Raw genomic sequence first — 26,823 nt, forward strand, 5'->3', positions numbered from 1 at the left:
TTTAACAATTTTTATCATCAGTAATAAATACAATAAAATGTAATTAGCCATTAAGATGTTTTTTTATAAAAATCCAATAAATGTGCATAAGTTGATATATAACTTCAAAACAAGAGCTGTTTTGCTGTTTTTTTTGCTAAAAAAATCAATAAGAAGAACAGTCTAAAAAAGAGACAATAAAAAAGAGGAGAGTAAATTGAGCAAAAAGGAATAAAAAAACCAGCACAATCATCTGATATGTTAGCTGGTTTTTATAACTAATTATTTACTTAGAAAAATAAATTAACGCTTTATTTCTGCCAAATCACTTGGCTCGGGTGATTGCAAACTTTGCCAGATAATTCCGCTGTCTTTACCGTATTGGCGAACACAATCCATTACATGCTCAACATCTTTTTGAGTACATAACAGCGCTAGTTTTTTATAAAACGACAATGCCAGCTCTTTAGCTTGAATATTGGAAAAATAATAGCGCCCAACTCGAGTATAAAGCCCTTTTAATCCGTTTAGGATCAGGCCATAGATTGGATTTCCTGACGCAAAAGCTAAACCACGAAAAATGTTGTAATCTAATTCACTGAACTCATCAGCACTGTTTTCAATTGACAGCTCATGAGTTAATACTTCAACACATTTTTCAGGATTATTTTTAAATGCTGTACGAATAAAAATAGCTGAAATATTCGTCCTTACAGCAAGTAAATTATCAATAAGTTGCGGTACTCTATCGTGATCAAGGCGAGCAACAGTTTCAAGAATATTAAGTCCTGACGTTTCCCAGAAGTTGTTTACTTTCGTAGGCTTACCATGTTGAATAGTTAACCAACCATCACGAGCAAGACGCTGTAAAACTTCTCTAAGAGTCGTTCTTGTCACGCCGATGAGTTCGGAAAGTTCGCGTTCTGCTGGTAGAATAGATCCGGGTGGAAAACGATTGTTCCAAATGCTTTCAACTATATATTCTTCCGCGAAACCTGCGGGGCTTTGGGCCTTAATAACCATATTTTTATTTCTTCCGACGCGTTTTTTCTGCTAATAATGAAAAATATAATATCAGAATGCGTAATTTTGATATAGCTCAACCATCATTAAATAGTGAGTGGCATCATAAAACATGATGTTGTTCTATCAATTTATTATTACAAATGCGCTTAATTTCACAGCACTTAACGCGTATTATGGTTCGATTGCACAAAACTAGTGCTTAAAATCTCTATTTGGAGGATAAAAAACATAATGGATATGAGTATAAGACAGGCATTACTAAAGAATTTTATGGGTAGCTCTCCCGATTGGTATAAGCTTGCTATTATTACTTTTTTAATTATTAATCCACTTCTCTTTTTCTTTGTAGACCCCTTTGTTGCAGGCTGGCTACTGGTGATTGAATTTATCTTCACCCTTGCCATGGCCTTAAAATGCTATCCACTACAACCAGGGGGATTACTTGCAATTGAGGCTGTCATTATTGGTATGACTAGCCCAAAACAAATTGGTCATGAGATTGCCAATAACCTTGAAGTTATTTTATTACTTGTCTTTATGGTTGCTGGTATTTATTTTATGAAGCAATTATTGCTTTTTGCTTTTACTAAATTGCTATTATCTATTCGCTCTAAGCGATTACTCTCTATCGCCTTTTGCTTTGCAAGTGCATTTTTATCTGCCTTCTTAGATGCCTTAACTGTCATCGCTGTTGTTATCAGTGTTTCTTTAGGGTTCTACTCTATTTATCATAATTTTGCATCAAACCAGTCTGGTGCTGATCTTAATAATGATGGTTTTATTGATACCACAGAAAAAAAACAGACTTTAGAACAATTCCGTGCGTTCTTACGCAGCTTAATGATGCATGCTGGGATAGGTACTGCATTAGGTGGCGTAATGACAATGGTTGGTGAGCCACAAAACCTAATTATCGCAAAACATCTAGAATGGGATTTTGTGACATTCTTTATTAGAATGTCCCCCGTTACTATTCCTGTCTTTTTTGCGGGTTTAGCCGTTTGTTATTTCGTTGAGCGCTTTAAACTATTTGGTTATGGCGCTGAATTACCCGATTTAGTTCGTAAAGTTCTCACTGAATATGATAAGAAAAACAGTGAAAAACGCACTTCTCAAGAAAAAGCGCAACTGATTATTCAAGCACTGATTGGTGTTTGGTTAATTGTAGCGCTAGCATTACATTTAGCTGAAGTTGGTATTATCGGTTTATCCGTAATTATTCTAGCGACCGCATTTTGTGGTGTTACAGAGGAACATGCATTAGGTAAAGCGTTTGAAGAGGCACTGCCATTTACTGCCTTATTAACCGTCTTTTTCTCTATTGTTGCGGTTATTATTGATCAACAACTCTTTGGGCCAATTATTCAATTCGTTCTACAGGCCTCTGAATCATCACAGTTATCACTGTTCTATTTGTTTAATGGTTTACTTTCTGCCATTTCAGATAACGTATTTGTAGGAACGGTTTACATTAGTGAAGCGTTAACCGCGTTACAAAATGGATTGATTAGCCAAACACAATATGAACATATTGGCGTTGCTATCAATACTGGGACCAATTTACCTTCGGTTGCAACGCCTAATGGCCAAGCGGCATTCTTGTTCTTATTAACCTCGGCTTTATCACCACTCATTCGCTTATCTTATGGACGAATGGTTATTATGGCTCTGCCATATACGATTGTGATGACGCTACTAGGTTTGCTCGCGGTTGAATTCTGGCTGGTTCCTACAACCCACTGGCTTTATGAACTGGGTTTGATTGCGATCCCGTAACAAAGAATATACATAATCACTACATTAATAGGGCTTTTATTTTATAAAAGCCCTATTTTTTTTATTAAAACAGGTTCCAATGTAAATATTTGTGAAATAAGAAGTTTCATCTTTTTTTACCATTACGTTTTAGGCAAAATAGAACTATCTCAATATTTAAATGGATATTATTATGCTGGCGTCTCTTCGTCACTGGTCACAAAGCCGCTTCTCTTGGCTACTACTGGCATTAACAGCAATTGGTCTTGAAGCTACAGCTTTATATTTTCAATACGGAATGGAATTAATGCCTTGTGTTATGTGCGTTTACCAACGTATTGCTGTCTTAGGTATCGTTGCTGCTGCATTTATTGGTATAGCAAATCCTAAGCTTGCATTAATGCGCATCGCAGGTGGATTCTTATGGATTTACTCTGCATATCGAGGTATTGCGCTAGCTTGGGAGCATACTCAACTTATTCTTAATCCATCTCCTTTTGCTACCTGCGATTTTTTCGTTACTTTACCCTCTTGGTTTGCATTACAAGATTGGTTCCCCGCGGTATTCCAAGCAACGGGTGATTGTTCCGTTAGCCAATGGCAATTTTTATCCCTAGAAATGCCACAATGGATGTTATTTATTTTTTCTGCTTATTTTGCAGTCGGTTTATTAGTATTAATAAGCCAAGTAACAGCATCAAAAGACGATTAATGCTAATTTGATGATATTTCATTAACTCATCTAAATAGCGATTGTTTTTATTAAATAGAAAATAAAAAAGCGCCTTTCGTTTTATACTAAGGCGCTTTTTTTATTCATCAATAATTTAACTAATAAAAATATATCATTAACCAGGAATACAAACACCATCAATTAAGGCTTGTTCGCTACAACGCTTACCATTGGTGAATTGGCAAACAGGTGTTTGCCCACCATGTAATTCATAGTTTAAAGAAGGTATACCACCAGAGAATACGCAAGTCGCTTTAGCTGATTCATCTAATGGAATATCAATACTTGTTGTTGGAATGGTTCTGCTTTTACTTATAGTATGTACCGCGGTATTAGGTTTATCTACTGAGCTACTGCATCCTGCAAGAAAAGCAAAGCCTGTAAACATCATCAAATAACACGCAACTTTAAATTTCTTTTGCATCAAAAATACCCTACTTACTCATTTTGTTTTTATTAATGGGAAGCACTTTTAGACAGTAAATTTATCACTAATACACCCGCAATAATTAATGCCATACCAACAATAGCAGGTAAGTCTAGTTTTTGTTGATAAAGAAAAATAGCGGCAACTGAAACCAATACAATACCTAATCCGCTCCATATTGCATAAGCAATACCTAACGGCATAACTCTTACCACTTGAGAAAGCGCCCAAAAAGAAAAACAATAACCGATAACGACAACAATAGATGGATACAAACGACTAAAACCATCTGATGCTTTTAGCATCGTTGTCGCAATAACCTCAGATATAATTGCCAGCATTAGGTAAGTAAATCCATTCATTTTTTAGCCTTAACCTTATACACATTCAATTTTGTGAATTCTATCACAAGCTAAAGTGATGACATTAAACCAATAAAAATAAAAAAGGGCACTTTTTATTTTAAATAAATGCCCTTTATCTTAATAATTTTTTATTTAATGTTGATGAATTTGATTTTTCTTACGAGGTGCACCACCCATTGAAATACGATAACGAGTGAAGATAAACCCACACCAAATTACCGCAATAATGCTCAATAGTGTTCCTGCGTAACCAATATTTGTCATACCCACATGAAGGGTAACTTGATTACCTAATAAGGCTCCTGCGCCTATTCCAATATTAAAAATACCAGAATAAATGGACATTGCGACATCTGTTGCATCGGGAGCTAAATCAATAACTTTTACTTGTAATCCAAGACCAATACACATAAAACCGATACCCCAAAAGATAACCAAAATAATAAACGTATTGATATTCTGACTACTCATCATTAATAAAGCTAAGCAAAAGGTTAATAATATCAAAGCGAAAAATAAAAATGACGTTGGCATTTTGGCACTATAACGACTAAATAAAACACTACCGATAATACCTGCACCGCCAAAAATCAATAAGACTAAAGTGGCAAAATTTGGCGCTAAATGAGCAACATCCACAACAAAAGGTTCTATATAGCTATAAGCGGTAAAATGGGCGGTTACAGCAATAACCGTTAGCAAAAATATTCCCATTAATGGTCCGCGTTTTAACAACACAGGAACACTTTTTAATGAACCAGAATGCTCACTAGGTAATAAGGGTAAATAGCGCATTAACGCGAGCATGGTAATTAACGCCAAGAGACCAATTCCCATAAATGTTGCACGCCATCCTAACCATTGACCAATAACACGGCCAATTGGTAGACCTAACACTGTCGCCAATGCAGTACCTGTTGCTAATAATCCTAGTGCTTGTGCCCTTTTACCATGAGGTGCCACTCTAATCGCTAATGAAGCTGTAATTGACCAAAAGACGGCATGAGAAAAAGCAACACCGATACGGCCAACAATCAGAGATTTAAAATCCCACGCAAGCCCTGACAAAATATGACTAACGATAAAAACAGCGAATAAAATAATCAGTAGCTTACGCCGTTCAACTTTACTCGTGGCTAACATAAGTGGTAGTGACATTAAAGCCACAACCCAAGCATAAATAGTGATCATTAATCCAGTTTGAGCAGGTACCATTGCAAAACTTTCAGAAATATCACTTAACAATGCAACGGGAACAAATTCTGTCGTATTAAAAACAAAAGCCGCAAATGATAAAATAATCACCCTAATCCACGCGGTTTGACGACTGACCTCATTAATATTTGATGTAGTGATATTCATAGTTAATTAACGCTTTTTTTAAAAGTGGTAGAGATAAATGACTTACGCTTTTTTATATAAATATTCGTGTGGCTAGTTAAGTAGCTTTATCTCTAATCAATACTAATCAGATAACGATTTAGTTATCCTGATAAAACAAAAAATAAGCCAAATTTTCACGAAATTATATTGCTAAAACGGATCAGCAATCAATTTTAGCATATCAATGTAATAATTTTAAATCCTATCAATAACTTCTTTTTAACTTGGATAGTACTTAAGGAAATAAAAATGAGATATTTAATAAATAATTGAAAGAAAGTAGTTTAACTTAATAACCCTCTTAATTATAAAAAAATAGCAGTATATTCATTTGGTTATATTTTATAAAAAACAGCAAACAAACGAAATTAAGGTAAATAAAAGAGAGTTTAGAATAAAAGAATAAAGCAAAAGAGAAGATTACTAACTTAATGTATCAATTACTTTAGTCGCCTGCTCACAGGAAAGATTTTTAGCGGATGTAGAAACACCATTAAGGCGATTTTTAATAGAAAAAATTTGCGCAATAGAAGCTCTGGGTAATACTAAGCTACCATTTGCAAGAGCAGCTTCTATCGAACTTAACTTAGCGGCTAATTGCTGACAATTTTCAGAGTTATCTAATGATTGATAATAATTAACCAAACTATCACTGTGCTTTTGAGCCGAAGAGATAACTTGAGTTATTGGCACTGATTGACGTTGAATTATATCACGGCTGTCCTGCCAAACTCCGGCCCCTTCCTCTTTTATAAAAGTGACTATAAGAATAGCAACCAAGATTGCGAGTATAATTGTTAACGACAACATTCCTCCTGCAATAATCAGTATTTTTTTCATCATTTACTCCACAAGACTTATTAGCTATATAGTTATATATAATTAAAATAAGTGTGATTCAATTTGAATTACGATTCTTTTTATTTTTTACATTTTATTACGCTGTTATACAGTTTATTTAACTTAAACATCAGAGATAAAAATAACATTTTGATTAATAATATAAATAAAAATGGCACATTAAAATATTTTATATAACATGCCACTTAAAGGTAAATTCAATTTTTGAAAAAGTAAGTACTATTTTTTAGAACAACAAGCAATATAATTTAAGTTTTTACGATTTGATCTAAAAAATTTAAACATTGATAAAAATCGTGTACGATTTGACTTATTTTTAAGTCCATTTTTAATAATTTTTGCCGTTGTTAATAAGCCTTCGTCTCGAAGCAATCCTATTGGCGAAAGCAAGCTCATAGCACCAAATTTCATTTCTACTACAGAGAATCCGACATCAATAAATAAATCGTGCCATTCCTGTTTAAACATAGGGGCTACATTTGATTGCACAACACCCACTAAGTTTTTTTTATCCACTTCATCATTGCTCTTCATAATATCATGCGTTAATAAAAGTCCTCCTGGTTTTAATACTCTAAAGTATTCTTGTACTAATTTAGATTTTGCTTTATCACCATACATCGTTAGCATTGCTTCATTAATAACAACATCAAAGGTTTCATCAGGAAAAGGAAGTGAAAACGCATTGGCTTTGGTTAGCTGGATCAAATGCGTTAATTGTGCATTATCGATATTATGTTTTGCATTAGCTAAAGCCTGATCATCCATATCAACAGCAACAATTTGGCAACCATATTTACCTGCTATTTCAATAGCTGTTGTCGCCATATTGCACGCAATTTCTAATACATGGTGTGATGATGTAAATTGGGCTTGGTTAATTAACCACTCTGAAGCTTCTATTCCACCAGGTCTTAAACGTGTTTTACCCAAGCTTGCTAAAAAAGTATGCCCTGCTTTAGGCACTGCTTGTTCTATTGTTGTACTAACTTTTGTTTGATTACTCATGCTACCCACCATTTGCTAATCATTAAGTTGCATTATAAATACACCTTATAATAAAAAGCATTTAATGGGAATAGTTATCATTACTTTATTGAAAAATTGATCCGTCATCAAAAGTAAAGAACTTTAAACTTATAGAAACAACATTGACCTTCCCCTTAGGGTAATCTTTAAAGTTATAACACTTCCACATAAAAATTAAGGAAACTGTTATGAAAAAGATTTTACCTACTGCGATAATTTTAATGAGTGCGTTCTCTTTTAACGCAATGGCTAATTCTTCGCATATGAATATGGATATGCCACAAAGCAATTCTCCTATGCATAAAGAACTAAATGAATCGATGAATAAAATGCATGCTGACATGGCAAAAGGCATGAATACAGATAACGCAGATATCGCTTTTGCTGATGGTATGATCGCTCACCATTTTGGCGCTATTGATATGGCTAAAATTGAATTAAAATATGGTACAGATCCAGAAATGCGTAAGCTAGCTCAGGCTATTATTGATGCTCAAGGGCCTGAAATTGAGCAAATGCAAAAATGGTTAGAAAAAAAACACATCAAAAAATAATTAATATAAGTAGGCTATATGATTATAATATGGCCTACACTTCTACTAAAAATAGAAAATATTATTTATTTAAATTTTAACTTATTAATATATTACAGCCTATTCTTTACCCTCCATTATTATAATAACAAATAATTATTACATTCATATTGTTATAAATTCTATTTCCTTGCAGTTAATCTGGTTTTATCTTAGTTGTATTTATTTTATCTCTCACACCTTTATAATTATCTACCGTAAATAAGGCTTATAGCTAATTTGTTCATTTTACTATATCAACATACATTAAGGAAAATATATGGCGAATAGTTTTTTACTGACTTACTCCGTTATTGCCAAATATGGTGCTCCTACCGATGGAGATAAAGCCGATAAGGTACGTCACGATATAGCTAAAGTAAGGGGGTGGATAAAATCACATATCAATGAAACTACATTTACTGGAGTAATGAGTATAAAAGGAAAAAATAATGAAGAGCGGCAAAAATCGGCGATTAATAATATAAAAAATGAATTTAAGCCAATACTAAAAAAACATGAGGCTTCAAAAAGCAGCGTGATCATCTATTGTACATTAATGGTAAGTTGCGTAGATAAGCCATTTCAGTTCGAAGTTTATTACTAAATTTTTTTAATCTCTAAGAGCCATCATGATTGTATGGCTCTTAATCCTATGAATTAATTTCACCTAAACTAACCCTGTGATTCAAAATAAAAGCACACATCACATCCACGACCTAGCTATCTCCTAATAAATGACACAAATCTATTGATAGAGATGCCTCTACTTATCGAATCGTTTATAATCATAATTATTACATATGTTTATTGCCGTTATCATCAATCACCGCAACAAACTTCACTAATTTTAAATATAAACAGATTTGAATATGCCAAAGATATTAATAATACAAAGAGATAACATCGGAGACTTAATACTAACAACGCCTCTGATAGATGCCCTTGCCCAAAAATACGATACAAAAATCGATCTTCTCGTAAATTCTTATAATCAAGCAATTTTAGAAGGTAATCCTGCTGTAGGAAATGTTCATATTTACAGTAAGTTACATCATAAAAAATCAGGCCAATCAGCATTAAAACTTATTTTTAGTCGTCTAAAAATTATTCTAGCTATGCGTAGACAACACTATGATATCGCTATTATTGCGAGAGATCATTGGGCTAAAAGAGCATTACAATGGGCAAAATTATCAGGTGCTAAGCGTATTATTGCTATCGGTGATGACACGCCTTCATCAGTAACTGACCCTATACCTACCCCTGCAAACAAAGGCCATATCGCTGAGCTTTTTTGTCAATTAGCTCATCCTCTTGGTATATACAGTAAACCTGGTCCACTTAAGTTATATGTGAAAAAGGAAGAAATTGATACTATTCGACAACGAATAAGTATTCCTAATGATATTCCTATTTATGGACTACAAATCAGCTCTCGCAAGCCACAACAACGTTGGCAAGCAGAAAAATTTATCGCTTTAGCTCATCTACTCACACAACGTGAAAAGTGTCAGATTTTACTCTTTTGGTCACCTGGTAGTAGTGATAATAAGCAGCATCCTGGTGATGATGAAAAAGCAGTATTTATTTTAGAACAATGTAAAGATATTCCTATTACACCGGTACCCACTCAAAATCTTCGCGAATTAATGGCGGGGATGTCTCTGTGTGACCAAATGTTAACGAGTGATGGCGGTGCATTACATATATCAGTTGGAGTGGGAGTACCAACGGTAGCAATGTTTGGTAATAGCGAAGCTGAATTTTGGGGACCTTGGCATATTGCTAATGAAGTTCTTGAAGCGCCTGAAAATAATGTAGAACTTCTTACTGTTGAAGATGTACTAACTCGTTTTATTAGATTACGAGAACATGTCATTCATTCAAAGTCTCAAAATAAACCACAATCTGATATTGAATAACTAACAGCATCTTGTTAGTAGTAATATAGATCATCTTATTAATACTAATAATCAGATGATCTTTTATTACAACTAATATCAAATACAAAAAATACCAAAGTGAGTTTAGTTTAAATATCAAATACTGGCATTAATAGGCAGTGACAATGGAGCAAAAATGAATAGCTCAGAATCAATGGCATCAGCGACAAAAACACTCGCCAAACAAATTGAAAAATGGACTCAAAACACCAATTTACTTGAGACAGATATACCTGGGCTAAAACTCACTCATTGGACTTCACCAACACCTATCACCAGTCATACACATCAATCGAGTATTTGCTTGATTGCTCAAGGTGAAAAGCGAGTTATATTAGGTGAAGAGAGTTTTATTTATGATGCCAACCATTTCTTAATTTCTTCTGTTGATTTACCCGTTATCTCTAATATTTTACAGGCGAGTAAAAATAAACCTTTCCTTGGCCTTATTATGGATTTAGATCTACAAGAAATTTCGCAACTCATTGTAGATGGTGAATTATCGTTCAGTGTTCAGAAAAATGCACAAAAAGGAATTGCCGTTGGAGAATTATCAGAACCATTACTTAATGCCTTTATTCGTTTAATGGATCTGCTCGAAGATCCTGATAGTATTAAAATCCTTGCCCAAGGAATTAAACGAGAGATTTTTTATCGACTTCTTCTTACAGAACAAGGCTCACGTTTAAATCAAATGGTAACCGCAGGAAGCCATAGCCACCAAATATCTAAAGCGATAGAGTGGCTAAAAAATAATTTTATTAAGCCATTAAATATTGGCGAATTAGCAACATGTTCTGGAATGAGCAAATCGGCATTTTATACACATTTTCGGACTATGACGTCGATGACTCCCCTGCAATTTCAAAAGAAATTACGATTAAGTGAAGCTCGCCGTTTAATGTTAACGGAAAATTTAGCAGCGATTAATACCACTTTTCGAGTTGGGTATGAGAGCCCATCACAATTTAGTCGTGAATACTGCCGATTATTTGGAGCTCCTCCTGCTAAAGATATAAAAATGCTGAGAAAATCAAATACACTATAAATAAACCTCAATTTACTTATTCGTTATAAAATTCTTTTACTCTTTAGCGATAACAACCTCTCTTGCCATTTTTATTTTTGGAAAAATAGGCAAGAGACAGAGAAGATCAGACATTCATTCTTGTCGATTAAAACGATAGCATTTACCTCAACAATAAATGTCTCTCTATTTATAGAGGCAAAATTCTCTTTTGAAATGAGGTATAACCATGCAACTCGATTTCACTTATTACAATCCTACAACCATACATTTCGGCAAAAACTCCCTCACCAATTTGAATGATGAATTAACACAATATGGTGATACCGTTCTGCTAATGTATGGTCGTAACGCTATAAAATCTAACGGCCTTTATGATGAAGTAATAACAATACTTGCAAAGGCTGGGAAAAAAGTTATTGAATTATCCGGTGTAATGCCAAACCCAACTTATGAAAAAATGATGGAAGGTGTCAAACTAGTTCGTGAGCATAATGTAAGCCTGATTTTGGCTGTTGGCGGTGGTTCTGTTATTGACTGCGCTAAAGGCGTTTCTGTTTCTGCCTATTGTGAAGGACAAGATCCTTTCCAAAAATATTGGGTTGAACATCAAGAAATCACTAACAAAATAGTACCAGTAGCTTCTATTCTTACAATGGTTGGCACAGGCTCAGAGATGAATGGTGGCTCCGTGATCACTCACGAAGAGAGCAAATATAAAGTAGGTCGTGCATTTCCAGCTAAAGTTTTTCCTAAATTCTCTATCTTAAACCCAGAATATACTTTTACTGTTTCTCAGTATCAGATGGTTAGTGGCGTTTTTGATACGATGTCTCATTTAATGGAACAATACTTTTCTGACCAAGGCGCGAATACAACGGATTATTTAATAGAAGGCTTATTAAAATCTTCTATTGATAATTTGCGTATTGCCCTTAAAAAACCGAATGATTATGAAGCAAGAAGCAATCTAATGTGGAATGCAACATTAGCACTTAACACAATGACTGGATTATCAAAAACTCAAGATTGGCAAGTTCATATGATTGAACACCAATTAGGTGCTTATACTGATTGCGCTCATGGCATGGGGCTTGCAGCAATATCATTGCCTTATTACCGATTGGTTTATAAATTTGGTATTGAGAAATTTGTACGATTTGCAACCCAAGTATGGGGCATCTCTGCGGAAGGAAAAAACTCAGATCAAATTGCACTTGAAGGTATCGCAGCATTAGAGCACTTCACTAACGAATGTGGCATTGTAACATCACTACAAGAGCTTGGCGCCACAAAAGAAATGCTACCTAAAATTGCAAAATCAACAACAATTATTGGGAAAGGCTATAAAAAATTAACAGATAAAGACGTACTGGAAATTTTAGAAGCGTGCTTTTAAATCTACCTAAGGTAACGATCTGACTTTATCTATACCGACGAGTGAAACAGCACTTATCGGTATAAATTTTACTAGCTATTCGCGTTTCGAGTAAAAAAGCACTGTAATTCTTTATCTTAATCTATTTGCAAAAAAACGGACCTCATTGAGGTCCGCTTCTTTTTATATGGTGCCCAGGGCGGGACTTGAACCCGCACAGCCTAATGGCCGAGGGATTTTAAATCCCTTGTGTCTACCGATTTCACCACCTGGGCTAAATTCTGTGGTGCGTCCGTAAATTTTATTGCTAAAAGTTTACTGGTAAGGACGACTTAACTGCTTCCCAATGCCATCGTTGATGGTCTTTCTTTTACACCATACTTTAACTTAACATTAAAGATGGTGCCCAGGGCGGGACTTGAACCCGCACAGCCTAATGGCCGAGGGATTTTAAATCCCTTGTGTCTACCGATTTCACCACCTGGGCATTTCATGGAGGCGCGTCCCGGAATCGAACCGAGGTACACGGATTTGCAATCCGCTGCATGACCACTCTGCCAACGCGCCTCAACTTCTCAATCTCTAAGAGATTGGAGCGGGAAACGAGACTCGAACTCGCGACCCCAACCTTGGCAAGGTTGTGCTCTACCAACTGAGCTATTCCCGCTTTACCGAACTAGCTGATTTACTTATTTATTTCTGTAAACCGTTGTGCCTTTCGATGCGTTGCATTCTACTGATTTCCTGTATCGAGTCAACACTATATTTGCATCTTTTTGACTGTTCGGTGAATTTTCAGTCATTTCGATCAAGCTTCGCGCAAATCTGACCACGCAGCGCTCAAATATTGAAACATTGACCAAAAAGTAAGGACGGTTGCAACATATAACAAAGCAAATCCAAACCACTCGGCTTCAATAGTCGGTCGCCATAATAACACAACTAACGACCCCATTTGTGCGGTAGTCTTCACTTTTCCGATCCAAGAAACAGCAACACTATTACGTTTTCCTAATTCAGCCATCCATTCTCTTAATGAAGAGATAATAATTTCACGCGCAATCATAGTTGCGGCAGGTAATGTAATCCACCATGAATGGTAATGCTCAGTTATTAGGACTAATGCCGTCGCAACCATTACTTTATCTGCGACTGGGTCAAGAAAAGCACCAAATCGTGTCGTTTGTTTCAATCTGCGTGCTAAAAAACCATCGAACCAGTCTGTTGCTGCCGCTACCATAAAAATAATAGCGCATATCATAGGGGCATCTTGAAATGGCAAGTAAAATACCAAAACAAAAAATGGGATTAAAACAACACGAAACAAAGTCAGCCAAGTTGGGATATTTAGTTGCATAGCGTTCTACACGACCTAGAAAAGTGAGAGTTATTAGTATGGTGCATCAATACACTTAGTGTTTCAACGCATTAAAAATTTTTTCTGCTAACGCTGTCGAAATTGTGGGGACTTTCGCAATTTCTTCAATGCTGGCATCACGTAAAGCTTGTAAACCCCCCATATACTTCAATAACATTTGTCGACGTTTTGGCCCAACACCTTCAATAGATTCTAATGAACTGGTATTTTTTACTTTAGCCCTACGTTGACGGTGCCCAGTTATTGCGTGACGATGCGACTCATCACGAATATGTTGAATCAAATGTAATGCAGGAGAGTCTGAAGGTAATGCCATTCCTTCACCTTCAGGAACAAAGAACAACGTTTCTAACCCTGCTTTACGATCACTGCCTTTAGCCACACCTATCAATTTAGGATGCGACTTATCCCAAGTAACATCAAGGGAATTAAATACATCTATTGCTTGAGCTAACTGCCCTTTGCCACCATCAATAAAAATAATATCAGGTACTTTATCTTCTTCTAATGACTTTCCATAACGGCGGGTAAGAACCTGATTCATCGCTGCATAATCATCACCAGGAGTAATACCACTAATATTATAGCGTCTATATTCCGATTTTAATGGGCCATTCATGTCAAATACTACACATGAAGCCACAGTTTGTTCTCCCATAGTGTGACTAATATCAAAACATTCCATTCGTTTTATCTCATTCATGCCAAGAAGTGACATTAATGCGTCATAACGTTGTTGAATTGTTGATTGTTCTACTTGTTTTGATGCTAATGCTGTAGCCGCATTTGTACGTGCAAGTTTTAAATACCGCGCTCTATCACCACGAGGCTTGGTTTGTATTTGAATCTTTCTCCCTGCAATAGAAGAAATAGATTCAGAAAGTATTGCTTTATCTTCAAGATTAAAATCTAGCAATATTTCACTTGGAAGTGTGCGAATAGCACTACCTTGCAAATAAAACTGACCAATAAAAGTTTGAACCACTTCATCAAGTGTAGTGTTGGCGGGTACTTTAGGAAAATAGCTTCGACTACCTAATACTTTGCCTTGGCGAAAAAAAAGGACATAAACACAAGCTATAGCACCATTAAAAGCCACACTAATCACATCAAGATCTTCACCAATATTAGCAACAAATTGCTTTTCGGTTACTTGCCTAACCGCTTGAATTTGATCTCTAATTCGCGCGGCTTCTTCAAAACGCAAATCTTGGCTTGCTTGCTCCATTCGCTTTACCAATCCATCAATCACTTGCGAATCATCACCAGAGAGAAATAAACGGACATAATTAACTTGCTGTGCATACTCTTCATCCGTCACATAACCTTTTACGCAAGGAGCTAAGCAACGGCCAATTTGATATTGCAAACATGGGCGAGAGCGATTGCGATAAACACTGTCTTCACACTGGCGAATAGGAAATAGCTTTTGCATTAATGCCAATGTTTCTCTTACGGCGAAAGAGTTTGGAAAAGGCCCAAAATACTCGCCCTTGGCATGTTTTGCGCCTCGATAACTGGCTAGCCTAGGATGTTTATCTCCACTTAAATAAATATAAGGATAAGATTTATCATCCCGTAGTAAAACATTATAACGTGGCTGATAACGCTGAATATAACTATGCTCAAGTAAAAGCGCTTCGGTTTCAGTGTGTGTAATAGTGACATCAATATTAGCAATACATTTCACTAATGCTTCTGTTTTGCGACTATTGACTTGTGTACGAAAATAGCTAGAAAGTCTTTTTTTAAGATCTTTTGCTTTTCCGACATAAATCACCGTTTCTGATACATCGTACATCCGATAAACACCAGGTCTATCTGTTACTTGGCTTAAGAATGCTTTAGCATCAAATTTGTCTTCCACTTTCTAAATGACTCTCTATCTGAATTAATCCATAACGTACAGCGATATGAGTTAATTCTACATCACCTGAGATTTTAAGTTTACTAAACATTCGGTAACGATAGCTATTTACTGTTTTTGCATTAAGATTAAGTTCATCTGCAATTTGAGCTATCTTTCTTCCTCTAATAATCATAGACATAATTTGTAATTCTCTGTCAGAAAGGTGATGCAATGGATTTTGATTTGTTTGTAATTTAGTTAAGGCAATTTTCATTGCTAACTCTTGGCTAATATAACGTTGCCCAGAACACACTTGCCTGATGGCCTGCGTAATATTGTCGCAAGAGGTACTAAGTACCACAAAACCTTCAATACCTAACTCAAGAAGTGATATTGATAAAATAGAATCTGTGTTAGGTGCAATCACAATAATTTTAATTGTTGGTGAAAAACGTTTAATACGTTTTATGGTATCAATTAATGAAATAGAAGGAATTGAATAAATAATAATGAGATTAATAGAAAACTGACGGCAATAACGAAAAGCCTCTTTTTCATCAGTCATAACTTTACGAATATTAATTTTATTAATCTGACAAAGTAATGTTTTTATTCCCAAGCTAAATATTTCAACTTGACTTATTAGTAGTGTATTAATCAATATAATTCCCTCTTAATAAAAACCAAGTCAATTAATTGAATTGCATAATATTGTAATTATCAGCAACCAGCTACTCTTTTTTATTATAACCTGATTTGAGCACTTAAAAAAACCAACAAATAACAACAAAGAATATCTATAAATATAATATAAGAATATAATTTAAAATAACAACAGCACTCATCAATTATGATGATGAATGCCACTGTTAAATTAAAAACTTATTGAATATTAGCTTATAAAATATAAATAGCAGTATTATTTTTGCATATTAATATTATCAAGCTGCCTTTTCGGTGGTAATGGCGAAAAGTAACCAATTAGTAGAATAAGTAATGCAACACCAATAAAAGCAAGAGCTCTTAATAAACCGCTACCTAACGTAATGTCAATTAAGAATAACTTCGCAATAACTACAGCAAGTAATACTCCTCCCACAAACCACTGTGAGCGTAATTTTTTACGGGTTGCAGTCACCATCATAACTAAAGCAGTTATAGTCCAAACAATAGCTAATACAGTCTGAATAACCTTAGAGTTAAGAATTAAATAATAATTCCACTCAATATCAGTAACGAATACTAAGCCCCTCAATAAAATACCATTTGCCCACCAGAATACGGCAATTGGTATAAAATAAGCAATAACATGCTGATAGGTTTGAAATATTTCTTCATATTTTGGCTGCTGTTTTAATTGGCAGATAAATTTATAAGTGATCCATAACCCAATAATCCCCATAACATCCATTAAATTAAGCAATGGTATAAATTTCATTCCTAATGTATTACCACTATTTAAATTTGCCATAATTAACAGCAATACGAGCAAACCTAAAATAGGAATAGTCATTGCCTGATAAACATATTGATAGGGTTTTGACCAAGTAACTTTAGTACTTAATATATAGCTTAATACAATAAATAAACTAGTGACAAAAATAGCGGCTGTAAAATGTAAACTTATCAATAAGTAATAAGTTCTAATTAACCACAGCATCTCAGTTAATAAAAACAATCCAATAAAACCAAGATGTAAACCATGAATAATTTGTTTATTAAGACGTTGATTTGGTAATAGTGTATTCAATTTAAGCAAATAGAATCCACTCGCAAACATGGCGATCCAAAGTATGCAACTTAGCCATCCATCAATTAAAGGATCTGCTTTAGATAAATAAACCAGCATTAATAGTGCTGACGTTGGCCATAATAAAACTGAACAACTTGCCAATTCAGAAAATTGTGACTTTTTACCAGCAAAAAACATTGCCCAACAACTAATAATAATTAAAGCAAAAGCCAGCAGATTAACATGTGGTATTAACCAATATTGACCATTTTCAACTAAAAGTAATACGCTATATATCCAACTTATTGCGCCAATAAATAAAACTGTAAAACCAACTGTTTTATTATCAATTTTGGTAAATTGTGCGCGGAACCAAAGTATAGCTGCAGCAAAAATAACCACTACTTGCACAATTAACATTATCCATTCGCTAAATTGGTAAATTCTCATATTGAGTAATATAACAAACGAAATAGCGATTAAAGCTGTACCTGCAAAGGCTGGCTTTTTTTGCTGTTGTAGTACAGAAAAAGCCAAAATCATTACACCTTCAATTGACCAAACAATGGATGTCCATTCTGCTGAGAATGCAAACGGAACGGCCAATGTGGCAAATGTTGCGGATAACATAAAGAACGCAATAGAAAGTAATTTACCCTCTTCACAATAACGCTTAAGAGTAAACCAAGTTAAAGCAAAATAAGCCAATGCATATAATGATGATGCAATAGCAATACCATATGGCCACGCTGAAGCTAATTTATGCTGGAATATAAAACCAACAAGCGGTGTACCAAATAACAAAGTAGCATCAAATGGAATATTTAATTTTAGCTTATTTTTTAATGTTGAAAGCTCTGTTGCTACACCAAAAATAAACCAGTTTGCAATAAGGAAAAGCTGGCAAGGCAGATAATCGGCATGACTATAATTTGGTATTGCCCACATCACGCCAATACCAAAAGTAAATATAAAACCAATCAAGTTTAATAAACGCCATACTTGCCAATGGCTAATAATAAGAATGCCAATAGATAAAATAAGATAATAGCTAAACAAGGCAACGTAGTTTCCACTGCCTGTAGAAAGTAAAACAGGTGCTAAATAACCACCTAATGAAGCGAGAATAGCTAAACTAATAGCTCGATGAATAACGGCTAACGCAACACTAACTAAACAAATAAATATCATTATCCCTAATGCAAAGCCAATAGGAATAAAGTCATAAATTTTAGTTGCTGCAAAGATAGTAATATATAAACCACCGATACCGCCACCTTGTAATATCAAGGCATAAATAAGGTTTTTCTTTCTTAACCACCAGCCAATACCTAATAAAGTCAGGCACCCTCCACCCGCCATCATTAAACGCGTAGATGCAGAAATAAGCTCGTTTTCAATACTGTACTTCAGCAAATAAGATAATCCAAAGAACAACAATAACATCCCTATTTTAGCTAATGGATTTCCTGTAATAACCCATTGCCAAATAAGTTCAGTAATACTTTTTTGCTGTTTTTTGACACTCGCTTTATTGCCATTCCCATGATTAAGATTAACTGTGCTTTTAATATTCTCTATCGCAACTGTTGTCGTATTTTGAGAAACCTCAACGTCAGAGGCTTCGCGTTGAGACATTTGTTGTTGAGGAGAAAGTATTTGCTCTTTTTTATAGTGACGAGAGAAACGACTTGTTAATGTTTTCGGAGTATATTGTGAAGTCTCTTCTTTAGCGGCGGCACTCTGAGAAGCTATTATCACTTCTTTTGGCACAGCTTGTTTATTTTCAGCTATTGGCTGAGAAGATATCTCTTTTATTGCTTCATTTGGAGAAACTTTATCAAATGTTTTTTCCTCAACAGCTGCTACCGCATGTTGGTAATCATCAATTTCTTTCTGCTCATTTTTAAACTCATCTTTTAATTCATTACTGGCTAATTGCTCAATAGGTACTGACGTTGGATATATCGTCTGTTCTAGTTTTGCAGATTGCACATCATGATGAATAGGAGATTTATGACTATCAGAATATGCATTATCTTTTATTGGTGTCGAAGTTATAATTGATTTATCTAATTCAGGTGATAACAACGTATTCTCAACAGTTGTTGCTTGAGACTTAGTTTCTGTTTTTTTCTCAGTTTTATTATCATCTGCAATAAATCTCAGTATTTTTTCTTGTTGTTCAAGTACTGTTTTCTCTAAAGCCTTTAATTTATAAAGCAGAGAATTAGTATTTATATAAGATTGATATTGCCAATATAGCGATAGCACGACAAATATCACACCTATACCAACAATTAATGTTAGCGTCTCCCACATAGCCTCAATCCTTTTTTTCCATAAAGCTCAAACGTATTAAACCTTTTAGCTCTAGTTATACTTGAAATTTAATTGATTCATCTTAGTTTATTCCGAAATAGTGAAGTTCAATAACAATTGATTTAAACCTAACACACCATTTCTAAAAAAAGTGTATGATCGTACTCCTCTTTTAAGCTTCTCTTGATACATTAAAACTCACTAATAATATGAAACTAAACGATGAATTAACTAATGCTATTGCTTCTGTCACTGAAGCCGCTGCAATTGCTGCAATGCCTTGGGTAGGAAAGCAAAATAAAAACGCTGCCGATGCCGCCGCTGTCGCTGCAATGCGTGAACGTCTTAATAATCTAAATATTAATGGCGAAATTGTTATCGGCGAAGGTGAAATTGATGAAGCACCTATGCTTTATATTGGCGAGCAAGTCGGCAATGGTAAAGGTGAAAAAATAGAAATTGCTGTAGATCCTATTGATGGCACGCGTATGGTCGCAACCGGTGAAAATAATTCACTCGCTATTTTAGCAGCAGGATATCAAGGAAGTTTTTTACAAGCCCCAGATATGTACATGGAAAAACTCGTAGTAGGAAAGCAAGCTGCCGGTATTATCGATCTTGATCGCTCACTTGAATATAATCTTGATGCCATTGCTCAAACATTGCGTAAGCCATTACATCAATTATCACTCGCTATTTTAGATAAGCCCCGTCATCACGAGATTATTAATAATCTGCGCTTAAAAGGAATTAACGTTATTACATTAGCTGATGGTGATGTTTTAGCTTCTTTATATGCCACAATGCCAAATAATAGCATTGATGTAATGTACGGTATTGGTGGCGCACCTGAGGGAGTGATTAGTGCTGCTATTGCTAAAGCATTAGGAGGTGATATGCAAGCTCGCTTAATTACTCGAGATATCGCCAAGGGAAATAATGCAGAAAATAGACAGATGGCAATCAATGAAATTACTCGTTGCCATAAAATGGGTACTGACGTAAATATTAAATTGCCATTAGAAACATTAGTTCGTAATCAAGATGTAATGTTTGCAGCAACTGCAATTACTCCAGGCGACTTTTTATCTGGTGTTTGTGAGCAATCCGATTATATACAAACTCACTCTTTAGTCATTAATGGATCTACACACTCTTTACGCTATATCCAAAATTATCATTTACGTTAATTGCTACCCTTTAATGCATATTGTTTCCATATTATCTTAATAAGACAATACAAAAAAAGCGGCGCCTTAATCGGGGCCGCTAAAATAATATCAAGGGATATTCCTACTTTTTTACTCTTTACACTCAATACAATTTACGCTAATAAATTTGCTGGATTTTCAACACAAAGCTTATCGATAATTGATTTTTCGATACCACGCTGGGCTAATAATGACAGGAATACATTAGGAACAAAACCCCAGCCATTTCCGCCATTTTTTGCCCACATTTGTTTTAAGAAAACATCATGACTTAATACAATTTGGTGGCCATAACCTCTTTCAATGAGTGTCGCAACTGCATTGACGGTATCCATTACACTTGGTGCGGCCCCCTCTTTCGGGAACGATATATCTAATCCAATCATATCAAATTCAAGCCATACACCGCGATCTAACATCTTGCATTGATAATCGATATCTTTACCTGATGGATCTGAATGAGCTAATGAAATCTTAGCAGGATCACAACCCATTTCAGTTAATAGAATATCTAGAACCTCATCACCACGACGCTGCCAACCTGGCATATGAATATTCATAGAAGCATGAGGATTATTATTTTGTGCAAGTGCCGCAGCACGTAAACTATTTTTCTCACCGTCAGTAAAGAATGGAGAAACGCCAATTTCACCAATCATTCCTGCACGAATATCAGTGCCATCAATGCCAATATTTAATTCATCATCAATCATTTTTGCCATTGCTTCAATATCATCAGCAAGGCGCTGACCTTCAAATTTTTCAATATAAAGGCCTGAAGATGCCACAACATTGATACCCGTTAATTCTGCAACTTCTCTTAGTTTTCTAATATCACGGCCAATAGATGAAGAACCTGTTGCATCAACTATCGTTCGTCCACCTAATTCTTTAAAATTATTTAATTCAAAAATGACATCTTCAATTGGTTTTTTATCCATATTATCGCAACAACAATATGGATCGTATTTAAGTCCCCACTGAATATCCGCACTCACTTTTTTATCAACTAACACATGCGAAAACTCATAAAAAGGTTTATCCACAACACCAGAAAGATCATTAAAGAGATGTTCATGAGGCAATGTCAGCCCCATTTCTTCTTTCTTAACAGGACCTGTTACCGTTTGAATATAACCTTTCATTATTAAGCTCCTACGTTTTTAACTGTCTTAGCAGATCTGAACTCAGGAATAGTCGTCACTATCGCACCAACTAAAGCAAATAATGTACCGATAATAGTTACCAAATAAACCGTGTTACCTAATGATGGTAATAATGTATCGATTAAAACAGAACCTAATAATTGACCTGCTGTTGATGCAACACCTAACATCAATAAACCTAAACCACGAACTAAAATAGCCATTAATGCGATAGACATTAAGCCTAATGGACCACCTAAATACATCCACCAAGTTGCTGGTAATTCAACCGTGATATGACCTAACGCCATACGTACAATCAATGCGATGGTTAAAACAGTAAAGCCAACAATAAAGTTCCAAGTAATCGAAACCATCATAGAGCCGGTTGCTTCAGCAACTTTCGAGTTACCGGCTGGCTGCCAACCTGCTAATAAGCCTGCAAGGAAAGGAAGAATGGCTAAATAGATGAAAGATGTTGAATGCCATTGTGGCGAAACTACAAATAAAGTCGCGACAACAGCTAATACAGCACCTAAAACGCGGTATGGGGTAAAGTATTTTTTCTCATCAACACCTACACCAAAACGGTCACATAATAAACCTGATAATAATAGTGCGGATATTAATGCTGTTTGGAAGGTAGCAATTCCTAATGCGCTGGCTGAAGCACCTTCTGAAAACACAACCATTGCACCACATAATCCAGCAAACCAGTTCCATAATGGAATTTTGCGCGTTTTAATTAAAGTTGGAATAGAAGCAAATTGCTGGCGATATTGTTTTTTTGACATAATAATAAAAAACATCACGACTAAACCACTAGCAAAAGAGATAACTGCACTCGCGTTACCATCTTTTAAAACATGCCCTAGCTGACCATTCACCGCTGACTGCATTGGTGATAGCATACCGGCTAATACCGTCGCTAACATTAGAAATGGTGTTGATAATTTTTTTGTACTCATAAGATGTTCCTTTGGGATTATGGGCTATGAGTGATTTCTTTTTTTATTTTTCAAGTAATCGGTTTTTTATTAGCGCAGAGTTGCAGCTCTGCGCTTTTCTACTTTTATTACTGTTATTCTTAGTCAGATTAACGTGCGATTTGCTTAAGAATATTGACCCACATATCAGCATAATGAGGCCATGCTAAAAACTCTTTACTACCCCAGTGCGGCGAACAATCGCTCATAAAGCAACCGGTTTTACCTTTCTCAAATTGACCAAATACCAGCAGTGGATCTTCGCCAATATTTAATACCGTTTCAGTATTTTCTTTAGCTGAGACTTTGTTATAACCAAGGAACATCGGCCATTGAGCAAAGCCTTTTACAGAAGCGTGTTCTGCATTAACAGCGCTTGCAAATACACCCTCTGGTGCCTCAACGCGATCATCACCATCAAGCATTTCTACAGGCAGAACTTCTGCAAGTAATGTGTTTTTATAGTTTGCTTTTGCTTCAATACCCATAAATGACAGGTAACCACCAATCATTAATAAGCCACCACCATTAACAACAAACTCTTTTATTAAACCTAACGCATTTGGGATCACTTTCATGTTATAGAAAGTATCGTTTTGCAAAAGGAATGTATTTGCACCAATATCACTGATAACAATGACATCATATTGAGCTAATTCTTCTGCTGTTTTAGGGAATGCGATTTGCACTGTATGAGCTGGCATATAATCAACTTCAACGCCTTTTTCTCTTAAACAGCTCAGTAAAAACGTTGAACCTTCTTCATATTTGCTGGAAGTGAAGCTATCGTAGCCTTTAGAGTGAATCATATGAATGTGCCATGACTCACCAATAAATAAAATTTTCATTTTTATTCCTCTTTCAAAAGCATATTTATTCAGGGGATTGCGTAACAATCTGTGAATATGTTGTTTGATTGATGCGATGCATGACATTAATATCTTCAGGCATTTCTGAAGCATTACTCGTCTCAACAGCTAACGATGAAAAAGCTGATGCATAGCGTAACGCATAAGAAAACTGCTTTCCTTTTGCCAATGAGGCAGCCAGCGCACCATTAAAAGCATCACCAGCGCCTGCCGTATTTTTTACTACGGCCGGGTATGCCGGCGAGTAAATATACTTGTATCCGTCATAAGCTAACGAACCTTTACTACCCAGCGTAATAACAACTTTATTTACGCCTTTTTGATAAATAGAAACTGCAGCATTTTTTGCAGATTCTAAATCCAATACTTCGATACCAGATAATAAACTAGCTTCTGTTTCATTGGGGGTTAATACATCCACCATTGGAAGTAATTTATGAACAATTTTATTATAAGGCGCTGGATTAAGAATAATTGGAATATTATTTTCATTTCCTATAGAAATAATCTCTTTCAATGCCTCAATATTTGTTTCCAATTGTAATAAGATAATATCCGCGTCAATAATTTTATCTTTCTGTATTTTTACTTCATCAGAAGAAATATCCATATTAGAACCTGAGTAAATAGAAATTATATTTTCCCCACTCTCTTCTGATACAAAAATAGAGGCTGTTCCTGTTTGAAAATTTTCTGTTTGATATATCGTTGATGTTTTTATTCTTGATGACGATATAAAATTCACAGCATAATCACTGAACTGGTCCGTGCCGATTTTTGTTATAAAATGCACCTGAGCATCAGCATAACTGGCAGCTAGAGCTTGGTTACACCCTTTACCTCCTGGTGAGAAGATAAATTTATTGGATAATAAGGATTCCCCGGCTTCTGGCAATCTAGGTAGATAACTAATCATATCAACATTAAATGATCCCAGTACACACACCTTATTTATTGCAGTTTTACCTGCTAAATCAATTTTATCAATTTGGTCATTACATTCTAAAAATTGTATAATTTCTTTCTTGGCAACCTTATCTAAGGTTTCAAATTCGATAAAAGCGCCTCCGTGACATCTTTTTATAATTCCTTTATCAGAAAGAGTATTTAAATCTGACCGAATAGTTTCTTTGGTAACATTAAGTTCTTTAGCTAAAACAGAAACTTTTACGGCACCATTACCTTTGATCAAATTAATAATTTTTTTATGACGTTCTGCTTTCATTTAATGTTACCTCTATGGCAACAACTTTAATTTAATAGTTGTTATGGGATTGTGATTACAATCATATGTTATTTATTAAAAGCAAAAAAAAGCAGAAATACAAAAATAAAAAACAAAAATAAACAGAAATAAGCAATGGTTTTGATAAGATTATTTAATAAATAAAATTATGAGTTTAATTCATATTTATAAATACAAATTATGAAAATAAAAATTTACTCTTTGGATTATCATTAGTAAATTTAATATCATATATTTCATTTTTATTTTTGATTTTTTTTAAAAATATAATTAACTCATTAAAAATATCTTAATACCTAATCACTTAGGAAAAATAATTTCTTCCTATCATTTAAATAGCTGTCGCCATGCTTAAATAATAGACAGCGCTATTGAATCGAGCAAAGCATTAATCTTTTTAATAAATTTATTAAATAAAATTTATCATTAATATAGGGGGATTTATGATTAAAACCAAAAGAAAACGATAACGTCGAAAGAAAATGAGATCATTAGTTAAGTAATACAAAAGAAAAGGATAAAACACACACAAATTTTGCATTTCATTTTTGTGATCTAGATAACATTCAATGTTGCTGCAATTTAACAGAATTGACTAAAATTTATCCTTTTTTATTATTTTCAACGTTGTTTTACTCGACTTCTAAAATTATTTGAGGTTATTCTTTGTCGATATAACCAACTAATAAGTCAAGCTTTGGCATACTTTTGTAAATTGTCAGTCTATCTATAGCACAATAATAAACTTTCAGTAGCAATGACTTATCTCATCAATAAATTAAATGGTAGATATAATAACCACAACAACCTATATAATGGTCTATTATAGTAGTTATCGTGAAATAATTGAAATTTATCACCATTACATTTTGTCAAATATCCTTTTCACTAGAAACATTTTGACATACATCTTTTCTAGTACTTACCCGATTTAATGGCTAAGTTTAGGTAAATCAAAATTCAAAGCTATTTGATAAAAATGACAATTTAACTTGCATAAGGATATATCAATGAAAATAAAATCACTCATCGCAATCTCATTATTAAGTGCTAGTTTTTCTCTTTTTGCCAATGATGTAAAAGTTGAAAATCAAACCAATACTACAACACTGCAGACTAAAGGCGCTATTCAAAGTCAAAAAGAATTAAATGACTATGAGAAAATTATGATAGAAAAAGTCTGGGTGACTACAGACGCTATTGATGAAAAAGGAAACAAAGTTTCAGCTGATAATGCTCAAGTAAGCAACTATTTTGGTTTAGCAGAGTATTATCCTAATGGTACATTTATTATGTTTACACCTGAAGGCAAACAAAAAATGCAAGGTGATTGGGCAATATCATCAGATGGTAAAACCCGGACATTAACTGCGAAAGATACTGAAGGAAAAGTGTTATTTACACGTGGTGTCGAAAATATCACAGTTAAAAATGATGAATATACTTATCGAATTTATCCAAATTCGGACGATAAAAACGTTTATTTTGATATTATTCACCAGCCTAAGAAGTAAAAATTCTCATATTCGTAGGCCAATAATTAAAAGGCTATTTTGTACTTACAAAGTAGCCTTTTTTTAATTTTATCTTTCTTGTTACTTGGT

At 34.6% G+C, this 26,823-nt stretch carries 23 protein-coding genes and 4 tRNA genes; 9 read left to right on the forward strand and 18 right to left on the reverse strand.

What is annotated here, in order from left to right; genetic code table 11:
* Positions 1-282: 282 nt before the first annotated feature.
* Positions 283-1,002, reverse strand: a complete 720-nt coding sequence (gene fadR / locus PH4a_RS16875) for a fatty acid metabolism transcriptional regulator FadR (protein WP_129041427.1) — start codon at positions 1,000-1,002, stop codon at positions 283-285.
* Positions 1,003-1,236: 234 nt separating this feature from the next.
* Here fadR and nhaB point away from each other — a divergent pair, with 234 nt between their 5' ends.
* Both nhaB and dsbB read left to right on the forward strand, forming a co-directional pair.
* Positions 1,237-2,781: a sodium/proton antiporter NhaB gene (gene nhaB / locus PH4a_RS16880; RefSeq protein WP_064720165.1), complete on the forward strand. Its 1,545-nt coding sequence runs from the start codon at positions 1,237-1,239 to the stop codon at positions 2,779-2,781.
* Between the two features lie 172 nt (positions 2,782-2,953).
* The gene (dsbB, locus tag PH4a_RS16885) at positions 2,954-3,472 is read left to right on the forward strand and encodes a disulfide bond formation protein DsbB (RefSeq protein ID WP_129041429.1); all 519 of its coding nucleotides are present in this window, start codon (positions 2,954-2,956) and stop codon (positions 3,470-3,472) included.
* Between the two features lie 136 nt (positions 3,473-3,608).
* Here the strand turns inward: dsbB and PH4a_RS16890 are convergent, their stop codons facing one another.
* The 5 genes from PH4a_RS16890 to PH4a_RS16910 form a co-directional block, all read right to left on the reverse strand.
* Entirely contained in the window at positions 3,609-3,917 is a 309-nt protein-coding gene (locus PH4a_RS16890) for a putative hemolysin (protein ID WP_129041431.1), read from the reverse strand.
* 32 nt (positions 3,918-3,949) lie between these two features.
* Positions 3,950-4,282, reverse strand: coding sequence for an SMR family transporter (locus PH4a_RS16895; protein ID WP_129041433.1), 333 nt, complete (start codon positions 4,280-4,282; stop codon positions 3,950-3,952).
* Between the two features lie 135 nt (positions 4,283-4,417).
* Positions 4,418-5,647: a sugar transporter gene (locus PH4a_RS16900; RefSeq protein ID WP_129041435.1), complete on the reverse strand. Its 1,230-nt coding sequence runs from the start codon at positions 5,645-5,647 to the stop codon at positions 4,418-4,420.
* Positions 5,648-6,091: 444 nt separating this feature from the next.
* Positions 6,092-6,511 (reverse strand): hypothetical protein, encoded by a 420-nt coding sequence (locus PH4a_RS16905; protein ID WP_244212911.1) that lies wholly within the window; start codon positions 6,509-6,511, stop codon positions 6,092-6,094.
* Positions 6,512-6,748: 237 nt separating this feature from the next.
* Positions 6,749-7,537 carry a class I SAM-dependent methyltransferase gene (locus PH4a_RS16910; protein ID WP_129041437.1) on the reverse strand — a complete coding sequence of 263 codons (789 nt, stop codon included), beginning with the start codon at positions 7,535-7,537 and terminating at the stop codon, positions 6,749-6,751.
* A gap of 209 nt (positions 7,538-7,746) precedes the next feature.
* Between PH4a_RS16910 and copM the strand changes: the two genes are divergently transcribed.
* The 5 genes from copM (at position 7,747) to PH4a_RS16935 (ending at position 12,502) form a co-directional block, all read left to right on the forward strand.
* On the forward strand, positions 7,747-8,112 hold the full coding sequence (copM, locus tag PH4a_RS16915) for a CopM family metallochaperone (RefSeq protein WP_129041439.1): 366 nt from the start codon (positions 7,747-7,749) through the stop codon (positions 8,110-8,112).
* Between the two features lie 298 nt (positions 8,113-8,410).
* Positions 8,411-8,737: a hypothetical protein gene (locus tag PH4a_RS16920; protein WP_129041441.1), complete on the forward strand. Its 327-nt coding sequence runs from the start codon at positions 8,411-8,413 to the stop codon at positions 8,735-8,737.
* A 265-nt stretch (positions 8,738-9,002) separates the two neighbouring features.
* On the forward strand, positions 9,003-10,055 hold the full coding sequence (locus tag PH4a_RS16925) for a glycosyltransferase family 9 protein (protein WP_129041444.1): 1,053 nt from the start codon (positions 9,003-9,005) through the stop codon (positions 10,053-10,055).
* A 157-nt stretch (positions 10,056-10,212) separates the two neighbouring features.
* Positions 10,213-11,124 carry an AraC family transcriptional regulator gene (locus PH4a_RS16930; RefSeq protein WP_129041447.1) on the forward strand — a complete coding sequence of 304 codons (912 nt, stop codon included), beginning with the start codon at positions 10,213-10,215 and terminating at the stop codon, positions 11,122-11,124.
* Between the two features lie 208 nt (positions 11,125-11,332).
* A complete protein-coding gene (locus PH4a_RS16935; protein WP_129041448.1) occupies positions 11,333-12,502 on the forward strand; it encodes an iron-containing alcohol dehydrogenase in 1,170 nt (389 codons plus the stop codon).
* Between the two features lie 167 nt (positions 12,503-12,669).
* On the opposite strand, the gene PH4a_RS16940 is transcribed toward PH4a_RS16935, so the two are convergent.
* The 8 genes from PH4a_RS16940 to PH4a_RS16975 all read right to left on the reverse strand — a co-directional run bounded on the left by PH4a_RS16940 (position 12,670) and on the right by PH4a_RS16975 (position 19,762).
* Positions 12,670-12,756, reverse strand: a tRNA-Leu gene (locus tag PH4a_RS16940).
* A gap of 125 nt (positions 12,757-12,881) precedes the next feature.
* Positions 12,882-12,968 (reverse strand) — tRNA-Leu (locus PH4a_RS16945).
* Positions 12,969-12,974: 6 nt separating this feature from the next.
* Positions 12,975-13,048: transfer RNA gene (locus PH4a_RS16950), tRNA-Cys, on the reverse strand.
* A 24-nt stretch (positions 13,049-13,072) separates the two neighbouring features.
* A tRNA-Gly gene (locus tag PH4a_RS16955) sits at positions 13,073-13,148 on the reverse strand.
* Positions 13,149-13,289: 141 nt separating this feature from the next.
* The gene (pgsA, locus tag PH4a_RS16960) at positions 13,290-13,838 is read right to left on the reverse strand and encodes a CDP-diacylglycerol--glycerol-3-phosphate 3-phosphatidyltransferase (protein ID WP_064720188.1); all 549 of its coding nucleotides are present in this window, start codon (positions 13,836-13,838) and stop codon (positions 13,290-13,292) included.
* Positions 13,839-13,893: 55 nt separating this feature from the next.
* On the reverse strand, positions 13,894-15,726 hold the full coding sequence (gene uvrC, locus PH4a_RS16965; RefSeq protein WP_129041449.1) for an excinuclease ABC subunit UvrC: 1,833 nt from the start codon (positions 15,724-15,726) through the stop codon (positions 13,894-13,896).
* Positions 15,710-16,369: a LuxR C-terminal-related transcriptional regulator gene (locus PH4a_RS16970; protein ID WP_129041451.1), complete on the reverse strand. Its 660-nt coding sequence runs from the start codon at positions 16,367-16,369 to the stop codon at positions 15,710-15,712. Before PH4a_RS16970 ends, uvrC begins: the two co-directional genes overlap by 17 nt.
* A gap of 258 nt (positions 16,370-16,627) precedes the next feature.
* Complete coding sequence (locus PH4a_RS16975; protein ID WP_129041454.1) at positions 16,628-19,762, reverse strand: DUF2339 domain-containing protein; 3,135 nt, start codon at positions 19,760-19,762, stop codon at positions 16,628-16,630.
* Positions 19,763-19,971: 209 nt separating this feature from the next.
* Here PH4a_RS16975 and glpX point away from each other — a divergent pair, with 209 nt between their 5' ends.
* A complete protein-coding gene (gene glpX / locus PH4a_RS16980) occupies positions 19,972-20,952 on the forward strand; it encodes a class II fructose-bisphosphatase (RefSeq protein WP_129041456.1) in 981 nt (326 codons plus the stop codon).
* A 134-nt stretch (positions 20,953-21,086) separates the two neighbouring features.
* On the opposite strand, the gene PH4a_RS16985 is transcribed toward glpX, so the two are convergent.
* The 4 genes from PH4a_RS16985 to PH4a_RS17000 all read right to left on the reverse strand — a co-directional run bounded on the left by PH4a_RS16985 (position 21,087) and on the right by PH4a_RS17000 (position 25,198).
* The gene (locus PH4a_RS16985) at positions 21,087-22,118 is read right to left on the reverse strand and encodes a methylphosphonate esterase (RefSeq protein WP_129041458.1); all 1,032 of its coding nucleotides are present in this window, start codon (positions 22,116-22,118) and stop codon (positions 21,087-21,089) included.
* A gap of 2 nt (positions 22,119-22,120) precedes the next feature.
* Positions 22,121-23,086: a DMT family transporter gene (locus PH4a_RS16990; RefSeq protein WP_129041460.1), complete on the reverse strand. Its 966-nt coding sequence runs from the start codon at positions 23,084-23,086 to the stop codon at positions 22,121-22,123.
* Between the two features lie 128 nt (positions 23,087-23,214).
* On the reverse strand, positions 23,215-23,952 hold the full coding sequence (locus PH4a_RS16995; protein ID WP_129041462.1) for a glutamine amidotransferase: 738 nt from the start codon (positions 23,950-23,952) through the stop codon (positions 23,215-23,217).
* 25 nt (positions 23,953-23,977) lie between these two features.
* Positions 23,978-25,198, reverse strand: a complete 1,221-nt coding sequence (locus PH4a_RS17000; protein WP_064720196.1) for a PfkB family carbohydrate kinase — start codon at positions 25,196-25,198, stop codon at positions 23,978-23,980.
* A gap of 1,031 nt (positions 25,199-26,229) precedes the next feature.
* On the opposite strand from PH4a_RS17000, the gene PH4a_RS17005 reads away from it, so the two are divergent.
* Positions 26,230-26,733 (forward strand): DUF4822 domain-containing protein, encoded by a 504-nt coding sequence (locus tag PH4a_RS17005; RefSeq protein WP_129041464.1) that lies wholly within the window; start codon positions 26,230-26,232, stop codon positions 26,731-26,733.
* Positions 26,734-26,823: the final 90 nt, after the last annotated feature.

The organism is Proteus hauseri (assembly GCF_004116975.1).
Taxonomy (GTDB): domain Bacteria; phylum Pseudomonadota; class Gammaproteobacteria; order Enterobacterales; family Enterobacteriaceae; genus Proteus; species Proteus hauseri.